Source organism: Streptomyces sp. NPDC032822 (assembly GCF_055578825.1).
This window is the reverse complement of the sequence record NZ_JBVIOL010000008.1, coordinates 119,738-142,679: the sequence shown is the minus strand read 5'-3', so window position 1 is coordinate 142,679 and position 22,942 is coordinate 119,738. Positions and strand designations below refer to the sequence as shown.

Here is a 22,942-nt window from a genome sequence, read left to right as displayed (position 1 = left end):
GCGGCCCCACCCGCCGCGGTGAAGATCCCCCTCTCCGCGACCGTCGCCGCGGTCCTCACCATGGTCCTGTGGGCCTCGGCTTTCGTGGCGATCCGGCACATCGGCGAGACCGTGCGCCCCGGGCCCCTCGCCCTGGGCCGCCTCCTCGTGGGCGCCGTCCTGCTGCTCGCCCTGGTCGCGGTCCGGCGCGAGGGTCTGCCGCCGCGCGCCGCGTGGCCGGGGATCGCCGGCATGGGCGTCTTCTGGTTCGGGCTCTACATGGTGGCGCTCAACTGGGGCGAGCAGCACACGGACGCCGGAACGGCCGCCCTCCTCGTCGGCAGCGGCCCGCTCATGGTGGCGCTGCTCGCCGGATTCCTCCTGAAGGAGGGCTTCCCGCGCCCGCTGCTCGCCGGTCTCGCGGTGGCCTTCGCCGGTGCGGCACTGGCCGGGGCGTCCAGCGGCGGCGGCGACACCGCCCTCATCGGCGTACTGCTCTGCCTGGCCGCGTCGGCGGGACACGCGGTCGGCGTGATCTTCCAGAAGCCCGCACTCGGTCACGCCTCACCGTTGCAGGTCACCGCCTATGCCAGCGCGATCGGCGCCGTCGCCTGTCTGCCCTTCGCGGGCCAGCTCGTCGACGACCTCGGGGACGCCTCGGCCGGGATCTGGGCGGGCGTGCTCTACCTGGGGGTCCTGCCGACGGCACTGGCCTTCTGGACCTGGTCCTACGCCCTCGCGCACATGCCGGCGGGGCGCCTGGGAGCGGTGACGTACATCGTCCCGGCCATCACCGTGCTGCTGGCCTGGCCCACGCTGGGCGAGTTCCCCTCGGCGCTGGCGTTCGCCGGAGGTGCGCTGTGCCTGGTCGGCGTGGGGATCTCGCGACGACCCTCGCGCAGTGCGGCCCCGACGCCGACGCCGACACCGGCTCAGGATCCGGCTCCCGCTCCGGCCCGGGACTGACGCGGGACGCGCGGCCTGGAAGCCGTCGCGAGGGCCTGTCCGGCACGACCGCCGGACAGGCCCTCGCGCTTGCGCGTGCTCGTAAAATGCGGGGAGATCCCCCGGTTTTGCGAGGAGGTGCCGGATGGCGCAGGTCAGACCCATGCGCGCGGACGCTCGGCGCAACTACGAACGGTTGCTGAAGGTGGCCGCCGAGGCCTTCGCCGAGCACGGGGAAGGTGCCTCGCTCGACGACATCGCCAAGCGGGCCGGCGTCGGATCCGGCACGCTGTACCGGCACTTCCCGACCCGCCAGGCGCTGCTGGAGGCGGCCTACGTCGACCGTATCGAGGCGATCGCCGCGCGGGCGGACGAGATCGCGGGCCGGCTCCCGCCGGGTGAGGCGCTGGTGGAGTGGCTCAACGAACTCGGTGCCGGGACGATCCAGGTCCGCGGGCTCAAGGCGCTGCTCGGCTCGGCCGTCACGGACGGGAGTTCGGCGGCGGCCACGGTGTGCGCGGGCGCGCTGCGGTCGGCGGCGAGGCGGCTGGTGGGGGCGGCACAGCGGGAGGGGACGCTGCGGGGGGACGTCGAGGCGGTGGATGTGCTGCGGCTGGCCCACGGGGTGGCGGTGGCCGCGGAGCTGGCGGACGCGGAGGGGACGGCGATCCGGCGGTACATGGCGCTGCTGGTGGGAGGGCTGCGGGCGTAGGCCCGGCCCCGGGTCGCCGAGGTACCCGGGGTGGTGGCCGGGCGGGGGTGGGCGCGCGACCCGGCGCCGGCGGGGTGCCGCTGCGCCCACCCGTGCCGCCCCAGCGGCACGACTGCCCGCAGCTACGCGGCTGACGGCCACGCAGCCGCTGGGTGCTACAGCGCCTGTGCTCCCGGCTTCACCATGTTCCTGACCGTGCGGGCCTTCACGAAGTCGCCCATGGCCGTCATCTCCCACTCGCCGGTGAACTGCTTGATCAGCTTGGCCATCAGGACGCCGGTCTGGGCTTCGGCGCTGGTGAGGTCGAAGCGGACCAGTTCCTCGCCGCTCGCGGCGTCCAGGAGGCGGCAGTAGGCCTTGGCGACCTCGGTGAACTTCTGGCCGGAGAAGGAGTTCACCGTGAAGACCAGGCCCGTGACCTCCTGCGGGAGGCGGCCGAGGTCGACGACGATCACCTCGTCGTCACCGCCGCCCTCACCGGTGAGGTTGTCGCCGGAGTGCTTGATCGCGCCGCCGACGATGGACAGCTTGCCGAAGTAGCAGCTGTCGATGTGGTTGCGCTGCGGGCCGTAGGCGATGACCGAGGCGTCCAGGTCGATGTCCTTGCCGCGGTACGCGGGCTCCCAGCCGAGGCCCATCTTGACCTGGGAGAGCAGCGGGCGCCCGCCCTTGACCAGGGAGACGGTCTGGTTCTTCTGGAGGCTGACCCGGCCCTTGTCGAGGTTGATCTTCCCGGTGCCGGGGGCGGCGGCGGGCGGGGCCGGGGGAGCGGCCGGCGGCGCGGGCGCGGTCACCCTCGGGTCCAGGGGCGGGGCCGGCGGCGCGACCGGGGTCTGCACGGTCGGCGGCGGCGCGGTGACCGGCTGGGCGGCCGGCGCGGCGGGCGCGGCCGGCGCGGCGGGTTCCTCGACCGAGACACCGAAGTCGGTGGCGATACCGGCCAGGCCGTTGGCGTAGCCCTGGCCGACCGCGCGGGCCTTCCAGACGCCGTTGCGCAGATAGACCTCGACGATGACCAGGGCGGTCTCGGCGCCGAGCTGCGGGGGCGTGAAGGTGGCCAGGACGCTGTTGTCGTCGCCGTTGCGGAGGGTGGCCGTCGGCTCGATGCCCTGGAAGGTCTGGCCGGCCGCGTCCGGGCTGGCGGTGACGACGATCTTCTCGATGCCCGGGGGGACGGCGGAGGTGTCGACCGTGATCGCGTCCGGCGCCGTACCGCCGCCGGAGCGGTAGGTCACGCCGGGCCCCGTGGGCTGGTTGTAGAAGATGAAGTCGTCGTCGGAGCGCACCTTGCCGTCGGCGGTGAGCAGCAGGCCCGATACGTCGAGCCGCACCGGGGCGGCGACGTCCACCGTCACGCGGGCGGCGGACAGGGGGATGTTCGAGCCGGGGGTCATAGCTGTCATGACCCGTGAACGAGCGAGGGCGTTTTGCCGTTCCCTTACCTGGGACCAATCGGGTCGGTGTCCGTCATCCGGGGGTCTGGTGGGGTATGGCCCCGGGCTCTTCGGCCTCTCGGACCCCCGGACGACGGCTCGGCCAGTCACCGGTCACCGGCTCCCGGACACCGGCTGGCTACGGCACCACCACGATCTTCCGGCCCACCCCCGCGGCGAACTGCTCCAGCGCCTGCGGGTACCGCTCCAGCGGGATGCGGTCGCTGATGAAGACGTCCGGGTCCAGCACACCGTTCGCGAACAGCTCGGCCGCCCGCTCGAAGCTGTGCAGGACCGCCATCGACCCGGTGATGGTGATCTCCTGGTTGTAGATGCGGTACGGGTCGATCTGCACGCGGGTCGCGTAGTCGGCGACGCCGAACTGGAGGAAGGTGCCGGCCTTGGCGACCCGGCCCAGGCCGTCCTGGATCGCCGCCGCGTTGCCCGTCGCGTCGACCACGATGTCCCAGCCCTGAGGCCGCTCCAACTCGTCGGCGTTCGCCGCCGAGCCGGAGACGCCGAGCTGCCGTGCGGTCTCCAGCCGGGCCGGGTTGAGGTCCACCACGTCCACGCTCGCCGCCCCGGTGCGCTTGGCGAGCTCCAGCATCATCAGGCCCATGGTGCCGGAGCCGTAGACGAGGACATGGGCGCCGAGGCGTGCCCGCAGGACGTCGTAGCCGCGTACCGCGCAGGACAGGGGCTCCACCAGGGCCGCGTCCTCGGTGCGGACGTGCTCGGGCAGCCGTACGCAGTTCGCGACCGGGGCCACCGCGTACCGGGCCGCGCCGCCCGCCGTGGTGACGCCGATCGCGGCCCACCGCTCGCAGAGGTTGTTGTGGCCGGTACGGCAGTAGCGGCACTCGTAGCAGTAGAGCGAGGGGTCGACGGCGACCCGGTCGCCCACCGAGACCTCGGTGACCTGGGTACCGACCCCGACCACCGCGCCCGCGAACTCGTGCCCCGGCACGATCGGCAGCTTCGGCGCGAACTCGCCCTGGAGGATGTGCAGATCGGTTCCGCACAGTCCGCACGCGGCGACCTCGACGACGACCTCGCGGGGGCCCGGCGTCGGGTCCGGGACCTCGGTGACGACGGCACGGCCCACGGACTCGATGACGGCGGCCTTCATTTCACGGCTCCCAACGACAGGCCCTGGACCAGTTTGTCCTGGGCGGCGAACCCCGCGGCGAGCACCGGCAGGGAGATCACGAGCGAGGCGGCGCACACCTTCGCCAGGAACAGGCCCTGGCTGGTGATGAAGCCGGTCAGGAAGACGGGGGCGGTCTCGGCGACGACACCGGTGAGCACCCGTGCGAACAGCAGCTCGTTCCAGCTGAAGATGAAGCAGATCAGGGCCGTCGCGGCGATGCCGGGCAGGGCGATGGGGGCCACCACCCGGGTGAGGATCGTCGGCAGGCGGGCCCCGTCGACCCGGGCGGCCTCGATGATGGCGACCGGGACCTCGGCGAGGAAGGACTGCATCATCCACACCGCGATCGGCAGGTTCATCGAGGTGTAGAGGATGACCAGGAGCCAGATGTTGTCGAGCATCCCGGTGTTCTTCGCGAAGAGGTAGATCGGCAGCAGGCCCGCCACCACCGGCAGCATCTTCGTCGACAGGAAGAAGAACAGGACGTCCGTCCACTTCTTCACCGGGCGGATGGAGAGCGCGTACGCCGCCGGCAGGGCCAGCACCAGGACGAACAGCGTCGAGGCGACCGACGCCACCACGGAGTTGATCAGCGCCGGCCAGGGGCTGGCGCCGCCGCCGGTGCCGAAGAACTCGCGGTAGCCGTCCAGGGTGAGGGCGGCGCCGAAGGACGGCGGGTTGGTGGCCGCGTCCTGCTCCGAGTGGAAGGAGGTCAGCGCCATCCACGCGATGGGCAGGAAGAAGACGATCCCGGCCAGCCAGGCCGCCAGGCCCAGACCGGCCCCCCTGCGGCGGACTCGTACGGTCGTTGCGCTCATGCGCGCCCCACCTCCTCGCGGAACAGCGACGACACCACGCGCAGGGCGAAGGTCGCGATGATGATCGAGCCGATGACCACCAGGACGCCCGCGGCCGAGGCGAGGCCGTTCTCGTGGGCCTGGTAGAAGCTCTGGTAGACGGTGTAGGGGAGGTTGGCGGTGCCCAGGCCGCCGGACGTGAGGGTGAAGACCGCGTCGAAGTTCTGGACGATGTAGATCGAGCCCAGCAGTGCGCCGAGTTCGAGATAGCGGCGCAGATGCGGGAGCGTCAGATAGCGGAAGATCTGCCAGTCGCTGGCGCCGTCCACCTTCGCCGCCTCCATCTGCTGCTGGTCACGGCTCTGCAGGCCGGCCAGCAGGATGAGCATCATGAACGGCGTCCACTGCCACACCAGCGAGGCCTCGACGGCGAGCAGCGGGGTGTCGGAGATCCAGTCGGGCTGTGGGCCGCCCACATAGTGCAACAACCCGTTGAACAGGCCGTATTCGGGGTTGTAGAGCACATGCTTCCAGAGCAGGGCCGCCGCCACCGGTACCACCAGGAAGGGGGCGATGAGGAGGGTGCGGACCACTCCCCGGCCCCGGAACCTCCGGTCCAGGAGCAGGGCGAGCAGCAGGCCCAGGACCAGGCTGGCCAGCACCACGGCGACCGTCAGCAAGGCCGTCGTCCACACCGACTGGCGCAGGTCGGCGTCGCTCAGCACCTGCTGGTAGTTGTCGACGCCGGTGAAGCGGCGGGCGTCGGGGTAGAGGGAGTTCCAGTCGAAGAAGGAGATCACCACCGTCGCCACGAACGGGAGTTGGGTCACGGCGATCATGAAGATCAGGGCCGGGAGCAGCGGGCCCCGGGTGGCCCAGGCGCGCAGCCGGTTCGAGGGCTGGGGAGTGATGCGTACGGGAGTGGTGGCTGTCGGAGCCGTGGTCGTCGCGGTCATCGTCCCTCGTACTCCTCGGAGATCCGCTCGGCGAGCTGCTGGGACTTGTTCAGGGCCGACTCGACGGACTGGCGTCCGGCGATGGCCGCGCTGATCTCCTGGGAGACCTTGGTGCCGAGATCGGTGAACTCGGGGATGCCGACGAACTGGATGCCCGGCGCGGGGCGCGGCTGTACGCCGGGGTCGTTCGGGCGGGCGCCCTCGATGGCCTCCTTGGTCATCTCCTGGAAGGCGCCGGCCTCCTTGACGTAGGCCGGGTTCGTGTACGTCGACGCGCGTTTGCCGGCCGGGACGTTGGCCCAGCCGATCTCGTCGCCGACCAGTTGCTCGTACTCCTTGCCGGACGCCCAGGAGACGAACTTCCAGGCCTTGTCGGGGTTCCGGGACGCGTCCTGGATGCCCCAGGCCCAGGTGTAGAGCCAGCCGGCGGACTCCGTCTCCTCGACGGGGGCGGGGACATAGCCCAGCTTGCCCTTGACCGGGGACTTCGCGGCCTCCAGGGAACCGGCGGCGGAGGTGGCGTCGTACCACATGGCGACCTTGCCCTGGGTCAGGTTGTTCAGGCACTCGGCGAAGCCCGCCTGGGCGGCGCCGGACTCGCCGTGGTCGCGGACGAGGCCGACGTAGAACTTCACCGCCTTCTCGAACTCGGGGGAGTCCAGGCGCGCCTTCCAGTCCTTGTCGAACCAGGTGCCGCCGAAGGTGTTGACGACGGTGGTGAGCGGGGCCATCACCTCGCCCCAGCCCGGCAGGCCGCGCAGACAGATGCCCTTCATGCCCGACTCGGCCCCGTCGACCTTGGCGGCCAGGTCGGCGACCTGGGTCCAGGTGGGGTGCGCGGGCATCGTCAGGCCCTCCTTCGCGAACACGTCCTTGCGGTACATCAGGAAGGACGACTCGCCGTAGAAGGGCTGGCCGTAGAGCTTGCCGTCGTCGCCGGTCAGGGACTGGCGCATGGGTGTGAGGACGTCCTTCTCGTCGTATCCCGGGTCCCGGGCGACGTAGGAGTCCATCTCGTGCAGCCAGCCGTTGCGGGCGTAGATCGGGATCTCGTAGTTGGACAGGGTCGCCACGTCGTACTGGCCGGCCTGGTTGGCGAAGTCCTGGCTGATCTTGTCGCGGACGTCGTTCTCGGGCAGGACGGTGAAGTTGACCTTGATGCCGGTCTCTTCGGTGAAGCGGGGGGCGAGTTTCTGCAGCTCTGTCATCTGGGGGTTGTTGACCATCAGGACGTTGATCGAGTTTCCGCCCGACCCGGCCCCGCCCGCTCCGACCCAGCAGCCGGAGAGCAGCGGGGCGAGCAGCGTCCCTGCGACGGCCGTGGCGAGCGTGGCTCGCGGGGGCCGCCGTCGGTTCTGGGTTCGCATGGATCGCTCCTGGACTTATGGGGAGATAAAGGGCACGCCGGGGTGTGGGGTGCCCATCGAGCAGTGGAATGAGCGGTGAGATGGGCGGTGAGTCGGGGTGTCAGACGCGGATGACCTGCGGCCCTTGCAGCGAGTAGCGGTGCGCCTCGGCCGCGGGGAGCAGCGTGCTCGTCACGATCGTCTCCAGTACGCCGATCTCGGCGAACCGGCAGAAGCTGACCGCGCCGAACTTGGTGTGCACGCCCGCGAACACCGTGCGCCGGGCGGCCCGGATCGCCTGGGCCTTGACCTCGCTGACCGCGGGGTCGGGTGTGGTCAGGCCGTGTTCGCGGGAGATGCCGTTGGCGCCGATGTAGGCGAGGTCGACGACGAAACCGGCCAGCATCTTCGTCGTCCAGTGGTCCACGGTGGCGAGGGTGCCGGAGCGGACCCGGCCGCCGAGCAGCAGGACACAGATGTGCTCGGCCTCGGCGAGCGCGCCCGCGACCGGGAGGGACGCGGTGACCACGGTCAGCGGCCGGTCCCTGGGCAGTGCCTCGGCGATGAGCTGCGGGGTGAAGCCCTCGTCGACGAAGACCGTCTCGGCGTCCCCGAGCAGTTCGGCCGCCGCCACCGCGATCCGGCGCTTCTCGGGGACGTGGCTGGTGGCACGGAACGCGAGGGTCGTCTCGAACCCGGCGCTCTCCACGGGATAGGCGCCGCCGTGGGTGCGGCGGACCAGCCCGTGGTCCTCCAGGGCGCGCAGATCCCGCCGTACGGTCTCCTTGGCCACGCCCAGTTCGTCGGCGAGCGCGGTGACGTCGACCTGGCCGGTGGCACGCGCGGCCTGCACGATCTCCCGCTGGCGTTCCTCCGCCGTCCTGGGGGGCATGGTCGTCACCCGCTTCCTCGCCGAGCTGCCCGTTCGGGCCCGGTGGGGCCCTTGGAGGAAGTTCTACAGCGGGTGCCCCGCAGTGACCAGGCCTGTTGCATGCCCGATGCTGCCCGTGTCCGCCCGTTTGCGGAGCGGAGTGCCCGCCTCGGACCTGCGACGCCGTCCACGTGGGCGTGGGATCGGGCAGGGGCGGTGCCCGAACGCGGCGACGGGCGGGCCCGTTCGGTGCCCGCCCGTCTCGGAGACGCTCCTGCGTGAGGGTCAGTAGGGCCAGATCGGCGGGTCGCTCACGAAGTGGCCGCCCAGGTAGGCGTGCGCCACGTTCTCCGGGTCCAGCTCGCCCTGCTCGGCGATCAGCTTCTCGGCGTACGGCTCGGAGTCGTCCTGCGGGGTGTAGCCGAGGGAGCGCGCGGTGGTCAGGTCCCACCACAGCCGGGTGTTGGCGGAGGAGCCGTAGACGACGGTGTGCTCGACGCCCTCGGCGGTCAGGGTCGCGTGGAAGAGGCGGGCGCCGTCGGCGGGGCTCATCCACACCGAGAGCATGCGCACGCTGGTCGGCTCGGCGAAGCAGGAGCCGATGCGCACGGAGACCGTCTCCAGGCCGTGCTTGTCCCAGTAGAGCTGGGCGAGGTCCTCGCCGAAGGACTTGGACAGGCCGTAGAAGGTGTCCGGGCGGCGGGGGGTGTCGACGGGGATCAGGTCGCCCGCCGCGAAGGGTGCGTCGCCCTGGGGGCGGGGGGTGAAGCCGACGGCGTGGTTCGAGGACGCGAAGACGATGCGCTCGACGCCTTCCTCGCGGGCGGCCTCGTACAGGTTGTAGGTGCCCTCGATGTTCGCGCGGAGGATCTTCTCGAAGGGGGCTTCCAGGGAGATGCCCGCCAGGTGGATGATCGCGTCCACGCCCCGTACGGCCTCGCGCACGGCGTCCTTGTCGGCGAGGTCCGCGACGATCGCGTCCGGTTCCCCGTCGACGGGGCGCAGGTCCAGCAGGCGCAGTTCGTAGCCGAAGGCGGGGAGCAGGTTCCGCATGAGGGTGCCGAGCCCGCCGGCGGCGCCGGTGAGCAGAACGGTGCGGGGCGCTGGCATCCTCGGTCTCCTTGAGTCGTCGTGCGTGTCGATTCGTCGACTGTATGCGTGCACGCTATTCACATGCGTGGACACGCTAAGGATTGCTCGCCTGTCTAGTCAAGGGGTGCTCTGAGCACGGAAGCACCCCCTTGAGTTGCGGGTTTGCGCGCTTGACCTGCCCCGAGGGGCTCCCTAGGGTGAGTGCGTTCAGAAATGTAGACGTCAATCACAACGATGCACACGCCTGCCCAGGGAGAGCCCGTGACGCCAGCCCCCCTCGCCACTCGACTCGGCATCCCCAGTGGGCCGCTGTTCTTCCCCGTCACGGCCTACGGTCCCGACGGCTCCGTCGACCTCGACGCCTACCGCGCGCATGTGCGCCGCGGGGTCGAGGCCGGGGCCGCCGCCGTCTTCGCGTGCTGCGGCACCGGGGAGTTCCACGCGCTCACGCCCGAGGAGTTCGAGGCGTGTGTGCGGGCGGCCGTGGCGGAGACGGCGGGCCGGGTACCGGTCGTCGCGGGCGCCGGATACGGCACCGCGCTCGCCGTGCGGTACGCGCGGCTCGCCGAGGCGGCCGGGGCCGACGGGCTGCTCGCCATGCCGCCGTACCTGGTGGCCGCCGGCCAGGAGGGGCTGCTGCGGCACTACCGCGAGGTGGCTGCCGCGACCGCGCTGCCGGTGATCGTCTACCAGCGTGACAACGCCGTGTTCACCCCCGGGAGCGTCGTCGAACTGGCCCGCACCGACGGGATCATCGGCTTCAAGGACGGGCTCGGCGACCTCGACCTGATGCAGCGGATCGTGAGCGCCGTCCGCACCGAGGAACCCGGCGACTTCCTCTACTTCAACGGACTGCCGACCGCCGAACAGACCCAGCTCGCCTACCGCGGCCTCGGCGTCACCCTCTACTCCTCCGCGGTGTTCTGCTTCGCGCCCGAGGTGGCCCTCGCCTTCCACCAGGCCCACCGGACCGGCGACGACGCCACCGCCCACCGGCTCCTCGACGGCTTCTACCGGCCCTTCGTCGAACTGCGCGCCCAGGGCCGCGGCTACGCGGTCGCCCTGGTCAAGGCCGGTGTCCGACTGCGCGGGCTCGACGTGGGGGAGGTCCGGCCACCGCTGCACGAGCCGACCGAGGATCATGTCAAGCAACTCGCTCAGATCATCGAGCGCGGGTACGCGTTGCTGGAGGAGGGCACCAAGTGAAGGCGTCGACATTCGTCTACCCCTGGGACGTCAACGGGGACCCGGAGGCCGCGGAACGCATCGCCTCCCTCGGCGTGCAACAGGTGACGCTCGCCGCCGCCTACCACTCCACCCGCGCCCTGACCCCCCGCCATCCCCGCCACCGCATCGTCACCGCGGAGCACGCGGCGGTGCTGTACCCCGCCGACGGCCGCTGGGAGGGCCGGGCCCTGCGCCCGTACGCCGCCGGTGACTGGGCTCCCGGGGACGCGTTCGGCGAGGCGGCGGGCGCGCTCGCGGACGCCGGCCTGGAGGTGCACACCTGGGTCGTCCTCGCCCACAACTCCCGCCTGGGCGCCGAGCGCCCGGACACCTCGGTCGTCAACGCCTACGGCGACCGCTACCCGTGGGCCCCCTGCATCGCGCAGCCCGCCACGCGCGCGTACCTGATCGACCTGGCCGCCGAGGCCGCCGTACGCCCCGGCGCGCGCGGCACCGAACTGGAGTCCCTCGGCTGGTACGGCCTCCAGCATCTGCACGCCCACGACAAGACGGGCGCGGTCGGCCTCGGAGACGCCGGCCAGTACCTGATGGCGCTCTGCTTCTGCCCGGCCTGCCGGGAGGGCTACGGCGGCCACGGCCTGGACGCCGACGCGCTGGCGGCCGCCGTACGGGACGCGCTGGAGCCGGTGTGGCGGGGCGCGCCCGACGAGGGCGGCTGGGAGGCGGTCGAGAAGCTGCTCGGCGAGGGCACGGCGAACGCCACGCGCGCGTGGCGGGACGCCACCGCCCGCGGCCTCCAGGAGGCGGCCGTCGCGGCGGTCCGGGCGGCGGCCCCGGAGGACTTCCAGGTGCTGCTGCACGCCGACCCGGTGTCGTACCACGTCGGCGCGAACCCGGGTGTCGACCCCGCGCACATCCTGTCCGTCGCGGACGGTGTGGTCGTGCCCTGCGCGGGCGGCCCCGGACTGCTGCCCGCCTTCGCCGGGCACCGGCGCGAGGGGTCCGTGATCGCCGCCAACTTCGGGCTCGTCTCGGGCATGGGCGGCAGCCCGGGCACGCTCGCCGCGGACGCGGCCCGCGCCCGCGACCTCGGCGCCACCGAACTGCGGCTGTACCACGCCGGATTGGCGTCGGACGGGGACCTGGACGCGGCCCGGAAGGCGCTGGCCGACCGCTGAGGCGGCGCCACCGCGGCCGAGCGCGGGCTCCGGCCGACCGGTGCGTGCGGGGCGGACGACGGCAAGGCGACGACCGTGCCTGCGACGGGAACCTGTCGGCACCTGTCGCGACCCGTCGGTGGTGCCCCGGGGGCCATCCGGCGGCGGCCCGGTCGCCGACCGAGCCGCCGCCGGATGGCCTGGACGCCGTGGACGCCAGGGACGGCACGCCCGGAGGTCGCGGTGCGATGACTTTCCGTGCCGCGGCCGGTCCACCTCCCAGGACACCCGTATCCCGGAGGAGCAGCACATGAGCGACCCGACGACCCCCGACTCGACGATCTTCGACCTCGGACCGCAGGCCCGCGTCGTCGCCCGCCTCGCCGAGGGGGTGAGCGAGGACCGGCTCGCGGCCCCGACACCGTGCCCGGACATGGCGCTGCGCCACCTGCTGGGCCACCTGACCGGTCTCGCCGTCGCCTTCCGCGACGCCGCCCGCAAGGACCTCGGCGCCACCACCGACACCAGCCCGGACGCCGCCGTGCCCGACATCGGCCCCGGCTGGCGCGCGGAACTCCCCAAGGTCCTCGACGAACTCGCGGACGCCTGGCGCGACCCGTCCGCCTGGACCGGCATGACCCGCGCGGGCGGCGTGGACCTCCCCGGAGCGGTGGCCGGCGCGGTCGCCGCCGACGAACTCGTCGTCCACGGCTGGGACCTGGCCCGCGCGACCGGACAGGAGTACGTCCCGGACCCCGCCGCCCTGCGCGCCTCGCACGACTTCCTCCTCGCCGCCGCCGAGGACTCCGACCGCGGGGAGGGCATCTTCGGCCCGGTCGTCCCGGTCCCGCCGGAGGCTTCCCTGCTGGACCGTACGGTCGGGCTGAGCGGGCGGGACCCGGGCTGGACGCGAGTGTCCTAGCCGCCTCCCCGGGCGCGCTCACCGCGGTCCCGTACGGCACCGCCGACAGCGACCGCGTGCTCCGCCATGCCGTCGACCCCGAGTTCCTCGCGGTCCGGCCCGGCCCCGGTGTCCGGCGTTCCGGCCGGTCAGGTGACCGGGCCACGGAGACCGGGGTCCGCAACCCCAACTTCCTTTGTCAGAAGCATTGACGAAACACAGGCCCCCTCCTACCTTCAAGCCGTCGTACTTCGTACGTCATATATGAGACGCGATACGTGAGATCTGATCCGTGAGACCGATGCGCGAGATCCGATCCGTGAGATCCGAGAGGCGCGCATGACCTCTGTGCCCACGCCGATCCCGTCCCGCACGCAGTACGTGCTGGACGCGATCAAACACCGCATCCTCACCGGGCAGTTGACGCCCGGTCAGGCCCTGGTCGAGACCGAGCTCGCCGCTCAGTTCGGGGTGTCCAAGACCCCGGTGCGCGAGGCGCTCAAGACCCTGGCCGGCACCGGGCTGGTCGTGATGAACCAGTACAAGGGCGTCACGGTGCGCATGGTGGACGCGGACATGGCGCGCGAGGTCTACGACGTCCGGCTGCTCCTCGAACCCGAGGCGTTGAAGCGCGCCGTGCACCGCGGCGCCTCCCTCGACGCGGCGCGGGACGCGCTGACCCGGGCCGACCAGGCCACCGACACCGCCGAACGCTCCCTGGCCAACCGGGAGTTCCACCGCGCCCTGTATCTGCCGTGCGGCAACCCGCTGCTCGGCCGGATGCTCGACGAGGTCCGTGACCAGGCGGCCCTCGTCTCCGCCGTCGCCTGGGCGGCCTCGCCGTCCTGGGAGAAGGAGGCCGGCGAGCACCGGGAGATCCTGCGGCTCGCCCTCGCCGGTGACGCCGACGGCGCGGGCCGCGCCCTGCACGCGCACATCGGGTCGTTCGTGCAACGGGCCTTCCCGCAGGCGGAGTCCGGGGCCCAGGGAGAGGACGGTCAGGCATGACGGCGACGTTCGAGACCCAGCGGACGGCCCTGGCCGACGTGGTGGCGATCCCGGTGACGCCTTTCGCCGAGGACGGCACCGTCGACCGGGCCACCCACCGGGCCCTGCTGCGCCGGCTGCTCGACGGCGGGATCAGGACCCTCACCCCGAACGGCAACACCGGCGAGTTCTACGCCCTCACCCCGCAGGAGCGGCAGCTCGTCACCGAGTTGACCGTCGACGAGGCCGGCGACCGTGCCGTCATCCTCGTCGGGGTCGGCCACGACGTGCCGACCGCCGTCGCCTCCGCCCGGCACGCCCGTGACCTCGGCGCCCACATGGTCATGGTCCACCAGCCCGTCCACCCGTACGTCTCGCAGGGCGGCTGGGTCGACTACCACCGGGCCATCGCCGAGTCGGTGCCCGAGCTGGGTGTCGTCCCGTACATCCGCAACGCGCAGCTGCACGGCTTCCGTCTCGCCGAACTCGCCGACGCCTGTCCGAACGTCATCGGCGTGAAGTACGCCGTCCCGGACGCGGCCAGATTCGCGGCGTTCGCCCGCGACGCCGGCCTGGAGCGCTTCGTGTGGGTCGCCGGGCTCGCCGAGCCGTACGCTCCCTCGTACTTCTCCGCGGGCGCCACCGGCTTCACCTCCGGCCTGGTCAACGTCGCCCCGGCCGTTTCGCTGAACATGATCGAAGCGCTTCGGTCCGGCGACTTCCCGGCTGCCATGAAGGTCTGGGAACAGATCCGCCGCTTCGAGGAACTCCGCGCGGCCAACGGCTCCGCCAACAACGTCACCATCGTCAAGGAGGCCCTCGCCTCCCTCGGCCTGTGCCGCCGCGACGTCCGCCCGCCGAGCCGCCACCTGCCCGAGGACGAGCGGGCGGAAGTCGCCGCCATAGCCGCCGGATGGTCGATATGAACGAGCCGGTCAGGAGGCGTCCGGAAGACCTCAGAAGCCATCAGTGGTACGGCACGGACGGACTGCGTTCCTTCAGCCACCGCGCCCGCACCCGCCAGCTCGGCTACCTGCCCGAGGAGCACCTCGGCAAGCCGGTCATCGCGATCCTCAACACCTGGTCCGACATCAACCCGTGCCACGTTCACCTGCGCGACCGTGCGCAGGCCGTGAAGCGGGGCGTGTGGCAGGCCGGGGGCTTCCCGCTCGAATTCCCGGTCTCCACGCTCTCCGAGACCTTCCAGAAGCCCACCCCGATGCTCTACCGCAACCTGCTCGCGATGGAGACCGAGGAGCTGCTGCGGTCCTATCCGGTCGACGGGGCCGTCCTGATGGGCGGCTGCGACAAGTCCACGCCCGCGCTCCTCATGGGCGCCGCGACCGCCGACCTGCCCGCCGTCTTCGTGCCGGCCGGGCCGATGCTGCCGGGCCACTGGCGCAACGAGATCCTCGGCTCCGGCACCGACATGTGGAAGTACTGGGACGACAAGCGGGCCGGTCTCATCGGGGACTGCGAGATGACCGAGCTGGAGTCCGGCCTCGCCCGCTCGCCCGGGCACTGCATGACCATGGGCACGGCCTCCACCCTGACCGCCGCCGCCGAGGCCCTCGGCGTCACGGTCCCGGGTGCCTCCAGCATCCCCGCCGTCGACTCCGGGCACGATCGGATGGCCGCCGCCGCGGGTCTGCGCATCGTCGAACTGGTCCACAAGGACCGGAAGTTGAGCGAGATCCTGACCCGGGACGCCTTCGAGGACGCGGTGACGACCGTCCTCGGTCTCGGAGGGTCCACCAACGCGGTGATCCACCTGATCGCCATGGCGGGCCGGGCCGGAGTCACCCTCACCCTGGACGACTTCGACCGCGTCGCCCGTACGGTCCCGGTGCTCGCCAACGTACGGCCCGGCGGACAGACGTACCTCATGGAGGACTTCCACTTCGCGGGCGGGCTGCCCGGGTTCCTCTCCCGGATCACGGACCTGCTCCACCTGGACCGGCCGACCGTCTCGCACGACACGATGCGCGAGCAACTGGAGGGTGCCCTCGTCCACGACGACGACGTCATCCGCCCCCGCGACAACCCGGTCGCGGACGAGGGCGGGGTCGCCGTCCTGCGCGGCAACCTCTGCCCGGACGGCGCGGTCATCAAGCACATCTCCGCCGAGCCGAGGCTGCTCAAGCACACCGGTCCCGCGGTCGTCTTCGACGACTACCGGACCATGCAACGCACCATCAACGAACCCGAGTTGAACATCACCGCCGACAGTGTGCTGGTGCTGCGCAACGCCGGGCCCAAGGGCGGTCCGGGTATGCCCGAGTACGGCATGCTGCCGATCCCCGACCACCTGCTCAAGCAGGGGGTGCGGGACATGGTCCGGATCTCCGACGCCCGGATGAGCGGCACGAGTTACGGCGCCTGCGTCCTGCACGTGGCGCCCGAGTCGTACGTCGGCGGGCCGCTGGCCCTGGTGCGGACCGGCGACAGCATCACCCTCGACGTCGAGGGGCGCGCCCTGCGACTCAACGTGGACGACGAGGAGTTGGCGCGCCGCCGGACCGCGTGGACGCCGCCGCCGGTGCGCTACGAGCGTGGCTACGGCGCGCTCTACAACGAGCAGATCACGCAGGCCGACACCGGCTGCGACTTCGAGTTCCTGGCCCGTCCGGGCAAGGTGCAGGACCCGTACGCCGGCTGAGCCGCCGCCACCCGACCGCGCACACCCCTGTCCAGAGAGAAAGCGCTTCCCGCACCCGAGTTCCCGCACGACGCACCAGACGTACCGAGAAACGGAGAACAGTCATGGCCCAAGCCGCAGCCGTGGCGAAACCGCCAGCGCCACCCCGGCGGCGCCGTGCCTCCGCCACGCCACGCAGGCTCCCGTACCTGCTGATCGCGCCGGCGGCCCTGCTGATGCTGGGCTTCATCGCCTACCCGGTCATCAGCGTCTTCTACTACAGCCTGCAGAACTACAACCCCACCAAACCGTGGCGGAACGGCTACGCGGGCTTCGACAACTTCGTCCACGCCTTCACCAAGGACCCCGTCTTCTGGGACACGCTGGTCTTCAGCGCCAAGTGGGTCGTCGTCGAGGTCGGACTCCAGCTGCTGTTCGGTCTGGCGCTGGCCCTCATCGTCAACCAGACCTTCGTGGGCCGGGGGCTGGGACGCGCCATGGTCTTCTCCCCGTGGGCCGTCTCCGGCGTGCTGACCTCCGCGATCTGGGTGCTGCTCTACAACTCCCAGACGGGCATCACCCGTTACCTCGCGGACATGGGCCTCGGCAGCTACGGCACCAGCTGGCTGTCCGACACCTCCACGGTGTTCCCGGCGGCGGTCGTCGCCGACCTGTGGCGCGGTGTCCCCTTCTTCGCGATCCTCATCCTCGCCGACCTGCAGTCCGTGTCGAAGGACCTGTACGAGGCCGCCGAGGTCGACGGGGCCAGCCGGCTCAAGCAGTTCTGGCACATCACGCTGCCCCACCTGAAGGACGCGATCATCCTGTCCACGCTGCTGCGCGCGGTGTGGGAGTTCAACAACGTCGACCTCCTCTACACCCTCACGGGTGGCGGACCCGCCGGCGAGACCACGACACTCCCGCTCTACATCGCCAACACCAGCGTCGACGCCCACAACTTCGGTTACGCGTCCGCCCTGACCACGGTGGCGTTCGTGATCCTGCTCTTCTGCTCGATGGTCTATCTGCGCCTGAGCAAGTTCGGAGGCGGTGACAAGTGAGCACCAAGGAGGCCATCGCGGTGGCACCGGCTCCCCGGCCTACGGTTCCCGCACCGCGGCGCCCGGTCAAGAAGCGTGCCGCCTGGGACGAGGCACCCCGCTGGCAGATCTACACGCCGCTCGGGATCTACCTCGTCTTCACCCTGATCCCGTTCTACTGGATCCTGCTCTTCGCGCTCCGCCCGGCCGGCTCGACCTCGCTCGTGCCCTGGCCGATGACCTTCGACCACTTCGAGAAGGTGTGGACGGACCGGAGCTTCGGCACCTACTTCGAGAACAGCCTGCTCGTCGGCCTCGCCACCCTGGTGATGACGACCCTCGTCGCACTGGCCGGCGGCTACGCGCTCGCCCGGTTCGACTTCAAGATCAAGCAGGCCTTCATGCTGGCCCTGCTCTGCTCCCAGTTCGTGCCGGGCGCACTGCTCCTGGTCCCGCTGTTCGAGATCTTCGCCGAGCTCCAGATGATCAACTCGCTGGGCAGCGTCATCATCGCGGAGACCGTCTTCCAGCTACCGCTGTCGATCATCCTGATCAGCAACTTCATCAAGAACGTGCCGTACTCGCTGGAGGAGGCGGCCTGGGTCGACGGCTGCAACCGGTTCACCGCGTTCCGGATCGTCGTCCTGCCGCTGCTGCGGCCCGGTCTGATCGCCGTCGGCTCCTTCGCCTTCGTGCACTCCTGGAACCACTTCCTGTTCGCCCTGATGTTCCTGAACAACCAGGAGAAGCAGACCATCCCGGTCGGCCTCAACACCCTGATGAGCGCGGACAGCGTCGACCTCGGCGCGCTCGCCGCGGGCGGCATCATCGCCGCCGTCCCCGTCGTGATCGTGTTCGCCTTCATCCAGAAGTGGCTCATCACGGGCTTCAGCGCGGGGGCGGTGAAGGGATGAGACTCCGTCAGATCGCTTTGGGCGCCGCCCTGTTAGGACTCCTCTGCGTCCCCGCCCATGCCGAGGCCCGGGACATCGGCCGCGACACCCTGCCCGCGAACGACGGCTGGGCCTCGGCGGGCGCCGGCACCACCGGGGGCGCGGCGGCCGACGACACCCACGTCTTCACGGTCACCGACCGCGCGGGCCTGGTCCGCGCCCTCGACGGCGGCAGCGACACCCCGAAGATCATCAGGATCGCCGGGACCGTCGACGCCAACACCGACGACGACGGCGACCACCTGGACTGCGCCGACTACGCCACCGACGGTTACACCACGAAGAAGTACCTGGCCGCCTACGACCCCCGCACCTGGGGCGCGGCCAAGCCCGGCGGCCCGCAGGAGGAGGCCCGTCAGGCGTCGGCGGCGCGGCAGGCCGAGCGGATCGTCCTGCCGGTCGGCTCGAACACGACGATCGTCGGCCTCGGACGTGCCGTCCTCAAGGGCGCGAGCCTCCAGGTCAGGAACGCGGACAACGTCATCGTCCGCAACCTCGACCTGCGCGACGCCTACGACTGCTTCCCCGTCTGGCAGCCCAACACCGGCGGCCTCGGCGACTGGAAGACGGCCTACGACAACCTGTGGCTGAACGGCGCCACCCATGTCTGGGTCGACCACGTCACGGCCTCCGACCAGGGGCACCCGGACGCGAAGGAACCCACCTACTTCGCCCGCAACTACCTGCGCCATGACGGGCTGTTGGACATCACCAACGGCTCCGACCTGGTCACCGTCTCCTGGAGCCGGTTCGCCGGCCACGACAAGGCGATGCTCATCGGCAGCGGAGACACGGCGACGGGCGACCGCGGAAAGCTCCGGGTCACCCTGCACCACAACACCTTCGAGTCCGTCGTGCAGCGGGCACCGCGGGTCCGCTTCGGGCAGGTGCACCTCTACAACAACCGGTACGTGGTCCCCGAGGACGCGACCGACCACCGCTACTCCATCGGCGTGTCGACCGAGTCCGCGATCTTCGCCGAGAACAACGCCTTCCACGCCCCCGGCCACGTCGAGGTCGCCGACCTGGTCAAGAGCTGGAACGGCACCGCCCTGCACCAGAGCGGCACTGTCTTCAACGGCTATCCGGTGGACCTGCTCGCCCTTCACAACGCCTACAACTCGGGCAGCGAGCGTGACCTCACGGCCGACGTCGGCTGGACCCCTACCCTGCACACAAAGATCGACAGCGCCGACGTGGCCGACCGAGAGGTGGCACGCGGCGCGGGCGCAGGGAGGACCCCATGAGCATCGACATCGTCCTGGCGGGCGCGCGTGGCCACGGCCACTGGCACCTGGAGAACATCCGCAGGCTCCAGGACAAGGGCATCGTCCGGCTCGCCGGCATCTGCGAGCTGACCCCGCTGACCGCGGACGAGCTCCCCGAGGCCCTCGGCACACCCGAGCAGTCCGCCGACTTCGGCGCCCTCCTGGACTCGACCGGCGCCCGCGTCGCGGTCATCTGCACGCCGATCCCGACCCACACGGACCTGGCGCTGACGGCCGCGGCGAGGGGTGTGCACCTCCTGCTGGAGAAGCCGCCCGCCCCCTCGTACGCCGAGTTCCGCCGGATGGCGGACGGGGTCGCCGAGGCCGGGGTCGTCTGCCAGATCGGCTTCCAGTCGCTGGGCTCGCACGCCGTGCCCGCGATCCGTGAGCTGATCGCCGAGGGCGCGATCGGCGAGGTGGCCGGCGTCGGCGGGGCCGGTGCCTGGGCGCGTCCCGAGTCGTACTACCGGCGGGCGCCCTGGGCGGGCAAGCGGCGGCTGAACGGCGTCGACGTGATCGACGGGGCGCTGACCAACCCGCTCGCGCACGCCGTCGCCACCGGCCTCGCCCTGGCCGGCGCCTCGCGCGCCGAGGACGTCGCCGGGATCGAGACCGAACTGCTGCGCGCCAACGACATCGAGTCCGACGACACCTCCTGCGTCCGCGTCACCACCACCGGGGGACTCCCGGTCACCGTCGCCGCGACCCTGTGCGCCGAGGACCCCGACGAGCCGTACGTCGTCGTCCACGGCGACCGCGGTCGGATCACCTTCTGGTACAAGCAGGACCGCGTGCTGCTCCAGCGGGCCGGCCACGGCCCCGAGGAGTACGAGTACGGCCGCACCGACCTGCTGGAGAACCTCGTCGAGCACCTCACCGACGGCGTCGACCTGCTGGTCGCCCCCGACGTGACGGGCGCCTTCATGAAGGTCGTCGAAGCGATCCGGGTGGCCCCCGACCCGGCCCGACTGCCCGACACCGCCTGGCGGTTGCTCCCCGACGAGCAGCGCAGGGTGGTGCCCGGCATCGACGGACTCGTCGCGGCCTCCGCGGACAACCTCGCCCTCTACTCCGAGCTCGGCGCCGACTGGGCCCCACCGAAAGAGGTGAGCACGTGATGACGACCAACGACTCGCCGGTACTGCGCGTCGCGGGCCGGCCGGTCGGCCGGTACATCACCCGGCCCGAACTGCCGGCCCGGCTCTCCCCGCGCCCCTACCTGCACCCCGTCACCACCCTGGCCGGCACGGCGGTGACCGAGCTCAGCCCGGCCGACCACACCCACCACCTCGGCGTCGGTGTCGCCGTTCCCGACGTCGAGGGGCACAACTTCTGGGGCGGGCGCACCTACGTCCGCGACCAGGGTCCGACCGAGCTGGACAACCACGGCGCCCAGCGTCACCACTCCTTCCAGCTGCGCGACCCCGACGGCTTCGTGGAGGAGCTGCGCTGGGTCGCCTCGGGAGCGGAGCTGCTGCGCGAGCGCCGTACCGTCGCCGCCATCGAACTCACCGACGTGGCCTGGGCGTTGGACTTCACCTTCTCCCTCACCAACGTCACCCCGGACCCGCTGTCGATCGGCTCCCCGGCGACCAACGGCCGCCCCGGCGCGGCCTACGGCGGCTTCTTCTGGCGGGCCCGCAAGGAACAGCGGACCCCCGAGGTCTTCACCGCGGACAGCGAGGGCGAGGCCGGGGTCCACGGCACCCGGGCCGACTGGCTCGCCCTGGCCGGCTCCGCCTGGACCCTGGTCTTCGCCGGGGCCACCGAACAGAGCCGCCGTGACCCGTGGTTCGTCCGCACCGCCGAGTACCCGGGCGTCGGCTCGTCCCTCGCCCACGACGAGCGGGTGCCGATCGGGCCGGGCGAGACCGTCGTCCGCCGGATCGTCACCGTCGTCGCCGACGGCCGCCTCGACCGGGACGGGGCCGCGGCCCTCATCCGCAAGGCGGTGAGCGCGTGACCGCGAAGACGCACCCCGCGGCGACCGACGAGACGGACCCGAAGCCCGTTCCGGCCGCCGAGACGTACACCAACCCCGTCCTGAACGCCGACTGGTCCGACCCGGACGTCATCCGCGTCGGCGACGACTTCTACCTCACCGCGTCCAGCTTCGGCCGCGCCCCGGGCCTGCCCCTGCTGCACTCCCGCGACCTGGTCAACTGGACGCTCGTCGGCCACGCCCTCGAACGCCTGGAACCGGCGGACGAGTTCGGGACCCCCCGGCACGACTGCGGCGTGTGGGCACCCGCGCTGCGCCACCACGACGACCGCTTCTGGATCTTCTGGGGCGACCCCGACCAGGGCATCTTCCAGGTCAACGCCCCTGAGATACGCGGCCCTTGGACCCGCCCCCGGCTGGTCAAGGCGGGCAAGGGCCTCATCGACGCCTGCCCCCTGTGGGACGAGGAGACCGGCGAGGCCTATCTGGTGCACGCCTGGGCCAAGTCCCGGTCGGGCGTCAAGAACCGGCTCACCGGCCACCGTATGCACCCTGACGGCACGTCACTTCTCGACGAGGGCAAGGTGATCGTCGACGGGGACCGCCTCCCCGGCTGGTTCACCCTCGAAGGCCCCAAGCTCTACCGGCACGACGGCTGGTTCTGGATCCTGGCGCCCGCCGGGGGAGTGGACACCGGCTGGCAGGGCGCCTTCCGCTCGCGCGGCTTCTTCGGGCCGTACGAGGAGAGGACCGTCCTGGAACAGCGGGACACCGACGTCAACGGCCCCCACCAGGGCGGCTGGGTGCGCACCCCGTCCGGCGAGGACTGGTTCCTGCACTTCCAGCAGCGCGGCGCCTACGGCAGGGTCGTGCACCTCCAGCCGATGCGCTGGGGTGCGGACGGCTGGCCGGTGCTCGGCGACGAGGGCGCCCCCGTAGCCGTACACCGCAGGCCCGACCTGCCGTCGCAGCCGGCCGCCGCACCGGCCACCGACGACGACTTCCCCGGCGGGCGCTTCGGCCGCCAGTGGCAGTGGACGGCCAACCCGCAGGACGGCTGGGCCACCCAGCACTCCGGGGACGGCCTCCGGCTCGCCTGTGTCCGCTCGGCCGACGCGCACGACCTGCGGAAACTGCCGAGCGTCCTCACCCAGCGGCTCCCGGGCACCCCGTCCGCCGTCGAGGTGGAGCTGACCCTGCACGGTGAGGAGCCGGGGGCGCGGGCCGGGCTCGCGGTCCTCGGGGACGCCTTCGGCTGGATCGGACTGCAACGGGGGACCGACGGGACGGTCCACCTCGTCCACCGCTTCGCCGAGGCCGTCGCGGAGAACGAACGCGACGCCGACCACCCGAGGCTCGCGCCGCAGGGCCGGGCCAGGCTCCGCATCGAGATCGGCACCGGCGCACGCTGCCGCTTCTTCTACGACGTCGGGGACGGCCCGCGCCCCTCCGGACCGGTCTTCGCCGCCACTCCCTGGCGCTGGGTCGGAGCCCTGCTCGGTGTGTTCGCGCTCGCGCCCGCCGGTCCGGGACAGACCGGCGCGGCGACCTTCTCGCACTTCAGGGTCACTCCCCTGTAACCCACCT

General features: G+C 71.7%; 21 protein-coding genes. 14 read left to right on the top strand and 7 right to left on the bottom strand.

Annotated elements, in window-relative coordinates; all coding sequences use genetic code 11:
• The first annotated feature begins 60 nt into the window (after positions 1-60).
• Both ACZ5VD_RS23515 and ACZ5VD_RS23510 read left to right on the top strand, forming a co-directional pair.
• Positions 61-945: a DMT family transporter gene (locus ACZ5VD_RS23515; RefSeq protein ID WP_468683348.1), complete on the top strand. Its 885-nt coding sequence runs from the start codon at positions 61-63 to the stop codon at positions 943-945.
• A 124-nt stretch (positions 946-1,069) separates the two neighbouring features.
• Entirely contained in the window at positions 1,070-1,636 is a 567-nt protein-coding gene (locus ACZ5VD_RS23510; RefSeq protein ID WP_468683171.1) for a TetR/AcrR family transcriptional regulator, read from the top strand.
• Between the two features lie 155 nt (positions 1,637-1,791).
• Here the strand turns inward: ACZ5VD_RS23510 and ACZ5VD_RS23505 are convergent, their stop codons facing one another.
• The 7 genes from ACZ5VD_RS23505 to ACZ5VD_RS23475 form a co-directional block, all read right to left on the bottom strand.
• Positions 1,792-3,030: a TerD family protein gene (locus ACZ5VD_RS23505; protein ID WP_468683347.1), complete on the bottom strand. Its 1,239-nt coding sequence runs from the start codon at positions 3,028-3,030 to the stop codon at positions 1,792-1,794.
• A 178-nt stretch (positions 3,031-3,208) separates the two neighbouring features.
• Positions 3,209-4,198 carry a zinc-dependent alcohol dehydrogenase family protein gene (locus ACZ5VD_RS23500; protein ID WP_468554458.1) on the bottom strand — a complete coding sequence of 330 codons (990 nt, stop codon included), beginning with the start codon at positions 4,196-4,198 and terminating at the stop codon, positions 3,209-3,211.
• Positions 4,195-5,037, bottom strand: a complete 843-nt coding sequence (locus ACZ5VD_RS23495) for a carbohydrate ABC transporter permease (protein ID WP_468554457.1) — start codon at positions 5,035-5,037, stop codon at positions 4,195-4,197. The genes ACZ5VD_RS23500 and ACZ5VD_RS23495 overlap by 4 nt, the downstream gene beginning before the upstream one ends.
• Entirely contained in the window at positions 5,034-5,972 is a 939-nt protein-coding gene (locus ACZ5VD_RS23490) for a carbohydrate ABC transporter permease (protein ID WP_468554456.1), read from the bottom strand. Before ACZ5VD_RS23490 ends, ACZ5VD_RS23495 begins: the two co-directional genes overlap by 4 nt.
• The gene (locus ACZ5VD_RS23485) at positions 5,969-7,339 is read right to left on the bottom strand and encodes an ABC transporter substrate-binding protein (RefSeq protein ID WP_468683169.1); all 1,371 of its coding nucleotides are present in this window, start codon (positions 7,337-7,339) and stop codon (positions 5,969-5,971) included. The genes ACZ5VD_RS23490 and ACZ5VD_RS23485 overlap by 4 nt, the downstream gene beginning before the upstream one ends.
• Positions 7,340-7,439: 100 nt before the next feature.
• Entirely contained in the window at positions 7,440-8,210 is a 771-nt protein-coding gene (locus ACZ5VD_RS23480) for a DeoR/GlpR family DNA-binding transcription regulator (RefSeq protein WP_468554454.1), read from the bottom strand.
• 264 nt (positions 8,211-8,474) lie between these two features.
• A complete protein-coding gene (locus tag ACZ5VD_RS23475) occupies positions 8,475-9,299 on the bottom strand; it encodes an NAD-dependent epimerase/dehydratase family protein (RefSeq protein ID WP_468683167.1) in 825 nt (274 codons plus the stop codon).
• Between the two features lie 243 nt (positions 9,300-9,542).
• Between ACZ5VD_RS23475 and ACZ5VD_RS23470 the strand changes: the two genes are divergently transcribed.
• From ACZ5VD_RS23470 to ACZ5VD_RS23415, 12 genes are all read left to right on the top strand, one after another.
• Positions 9,543-10,487: a 5-dehydro-4-deoxyglucarate dehydratase gene (locus ACZ5VD_RS23470; protein ID WP_468554452.1), complete on the top strand. Its 945-nt coding sequence runs from the start codon at positions 9,543-9,545 to the stop codon at positions 10,485-10,487.
• Positions 10,484-11,647, top strand: coding sequence for a hypothetical protein (locus ACZ5VD_RS23465; RefSeq protein ID WP_468683166.1), 1,164 nt, complete (start codon positions 10,484-10,486; stop codon positions 11,645-11,647). The genes ACZ5VD_RS23470 and ACZ5VD_RS23465 overlap by 4 nt, the downstream gene beginning before the upstream one ends.
• 289 nt (positions 11,648-11,936) lie before the next feature.
• Entirely contained in the window at positions 11,937-12,548 is a 612-nt protein-coding gene (locus ACZ5VD_RS23460; protein WP_468683164.1) for a TIGR03086 family metal-binding protein, read from the top strand.
• Between the two features lie 318 nt (positions 12,549-12,866).
• Entirely contained in the window at positions 12,867-13,535 is a 669-nt protein-coding gene (locus ACZ5VD_RS23455) for a GntR family transcriptional regulator (protein ID WP_468554449.1), read from the top strand.
• Positions 13,532-14,440 carry a dihydrodipicolinate synthase family protein gene (locus ACZ5VD_RS23450; RefSeq protein WP_468554448.1) on the top strand — a complete coding sequence of 303 codons (909 nt, stop codon included), beginning with the start codon at positions 13,532-13,534 and terminating at the stop codon, positions 14,438-14,440. Before ACZ5VD_RS23455 ends, ACZ5VD_RS23450 begins: the two co-directional genes overlap by 4 nt.
• Positions 14,437-16,173, top strand: coding sequence for an L-arabinonate dehydratase (gene araD / locus ACZ5VD_RS23445; protein WP_468683346.1), 1,737 nt, complete (start codon positions 14,437-14,439; stop codon positions 16,171-16,173). The genes ACZ5VD_RS23450 and araD overlap by 4 nt, the downstream gene beginning before the upstream one ends.
• Before the next feature lie 104 nt (positions 16,174-16,277).
• A complete protein-coding gene (locus tag ACZ5VD_RS23440) occupies positions 16,278-17,213 on the top strand; it encodes a carbohydrate ABC transporter permease (RefSeq protein ID WP_468554447.1) in 936 nt (311 codons plus the stop codon).
• Entirely contained in the window at positions 17,210-18,106 is an 897-nt protein-coding gene (locus ACZ5VD_RS23435; protein ID WP_468554446.1) for a carbohydrate ABC transporter permease, read from the top strand. Before ACZ5VD_RS23440 ends, ACZ5VD_RS23435 begins: the two co-directional genes overlap by 4 nt.
• Entirely contained in the window at positions 18,103-19,392 is a 1,290-nt protein-coding gene (locus tag ACZ5VD_RS23430; RefSeq protein WP_468683163.1) for a pectate lyase family protein, read from the top strand. The genes ACZ5VD_RS23435 and ACZ5VD_RS23430 overlap by 4 nt, the downstream gene beginning before the upstream one ends.
• Positions 19,389-20,531, top strand: coding sequence for a Gfo/Idh/MocA family protein (locus tag ACZ5VD_RS23425; protein WP_468554444.1), 1,143 nt, complete (start codon positions 19,389-19,391; stop codon positions 20,529-20,531). Before ACZ5VD_RS23430 ends, ACZ5VD_RS23425 begins: the two co-directional genes overlap by 4 nt.
• Positions 20,531-21,376 (top strand): DUF6807 domain-containing protein, encoded by an 846-nt coding sequence (locus ACZ5VD_RS23420; protein ID WP_468554443.1) that lies wholly within the window; start codon positions 20,531-20,533, stop codon positions 21,374-21,376. Before ACZ5VD_RS23425 ends, ACZ5VD_RS23420 begins: the two co-directional genes overlap by 1 nt.
• Positions 21,373-22,935 carry a glycoside hydrolase family 43 protein gene (locus ACZ5VD_RS23415; protein WP_468683162.1) on the top strand — a complete coding sequence of 521 codons (1,563 nt, stop codon included), beginning with the start codon at positions 21,373-21,375 and terminating at the stop codon, positions 22,933-22,935. Before ACZ5VD_RS23420 ends, ACZ5VD_RS23415 begins: the two co-directional genes overlap by 4 nt.
• Positions 22,936-22,942: the final 7 nt, after the last annotated feature.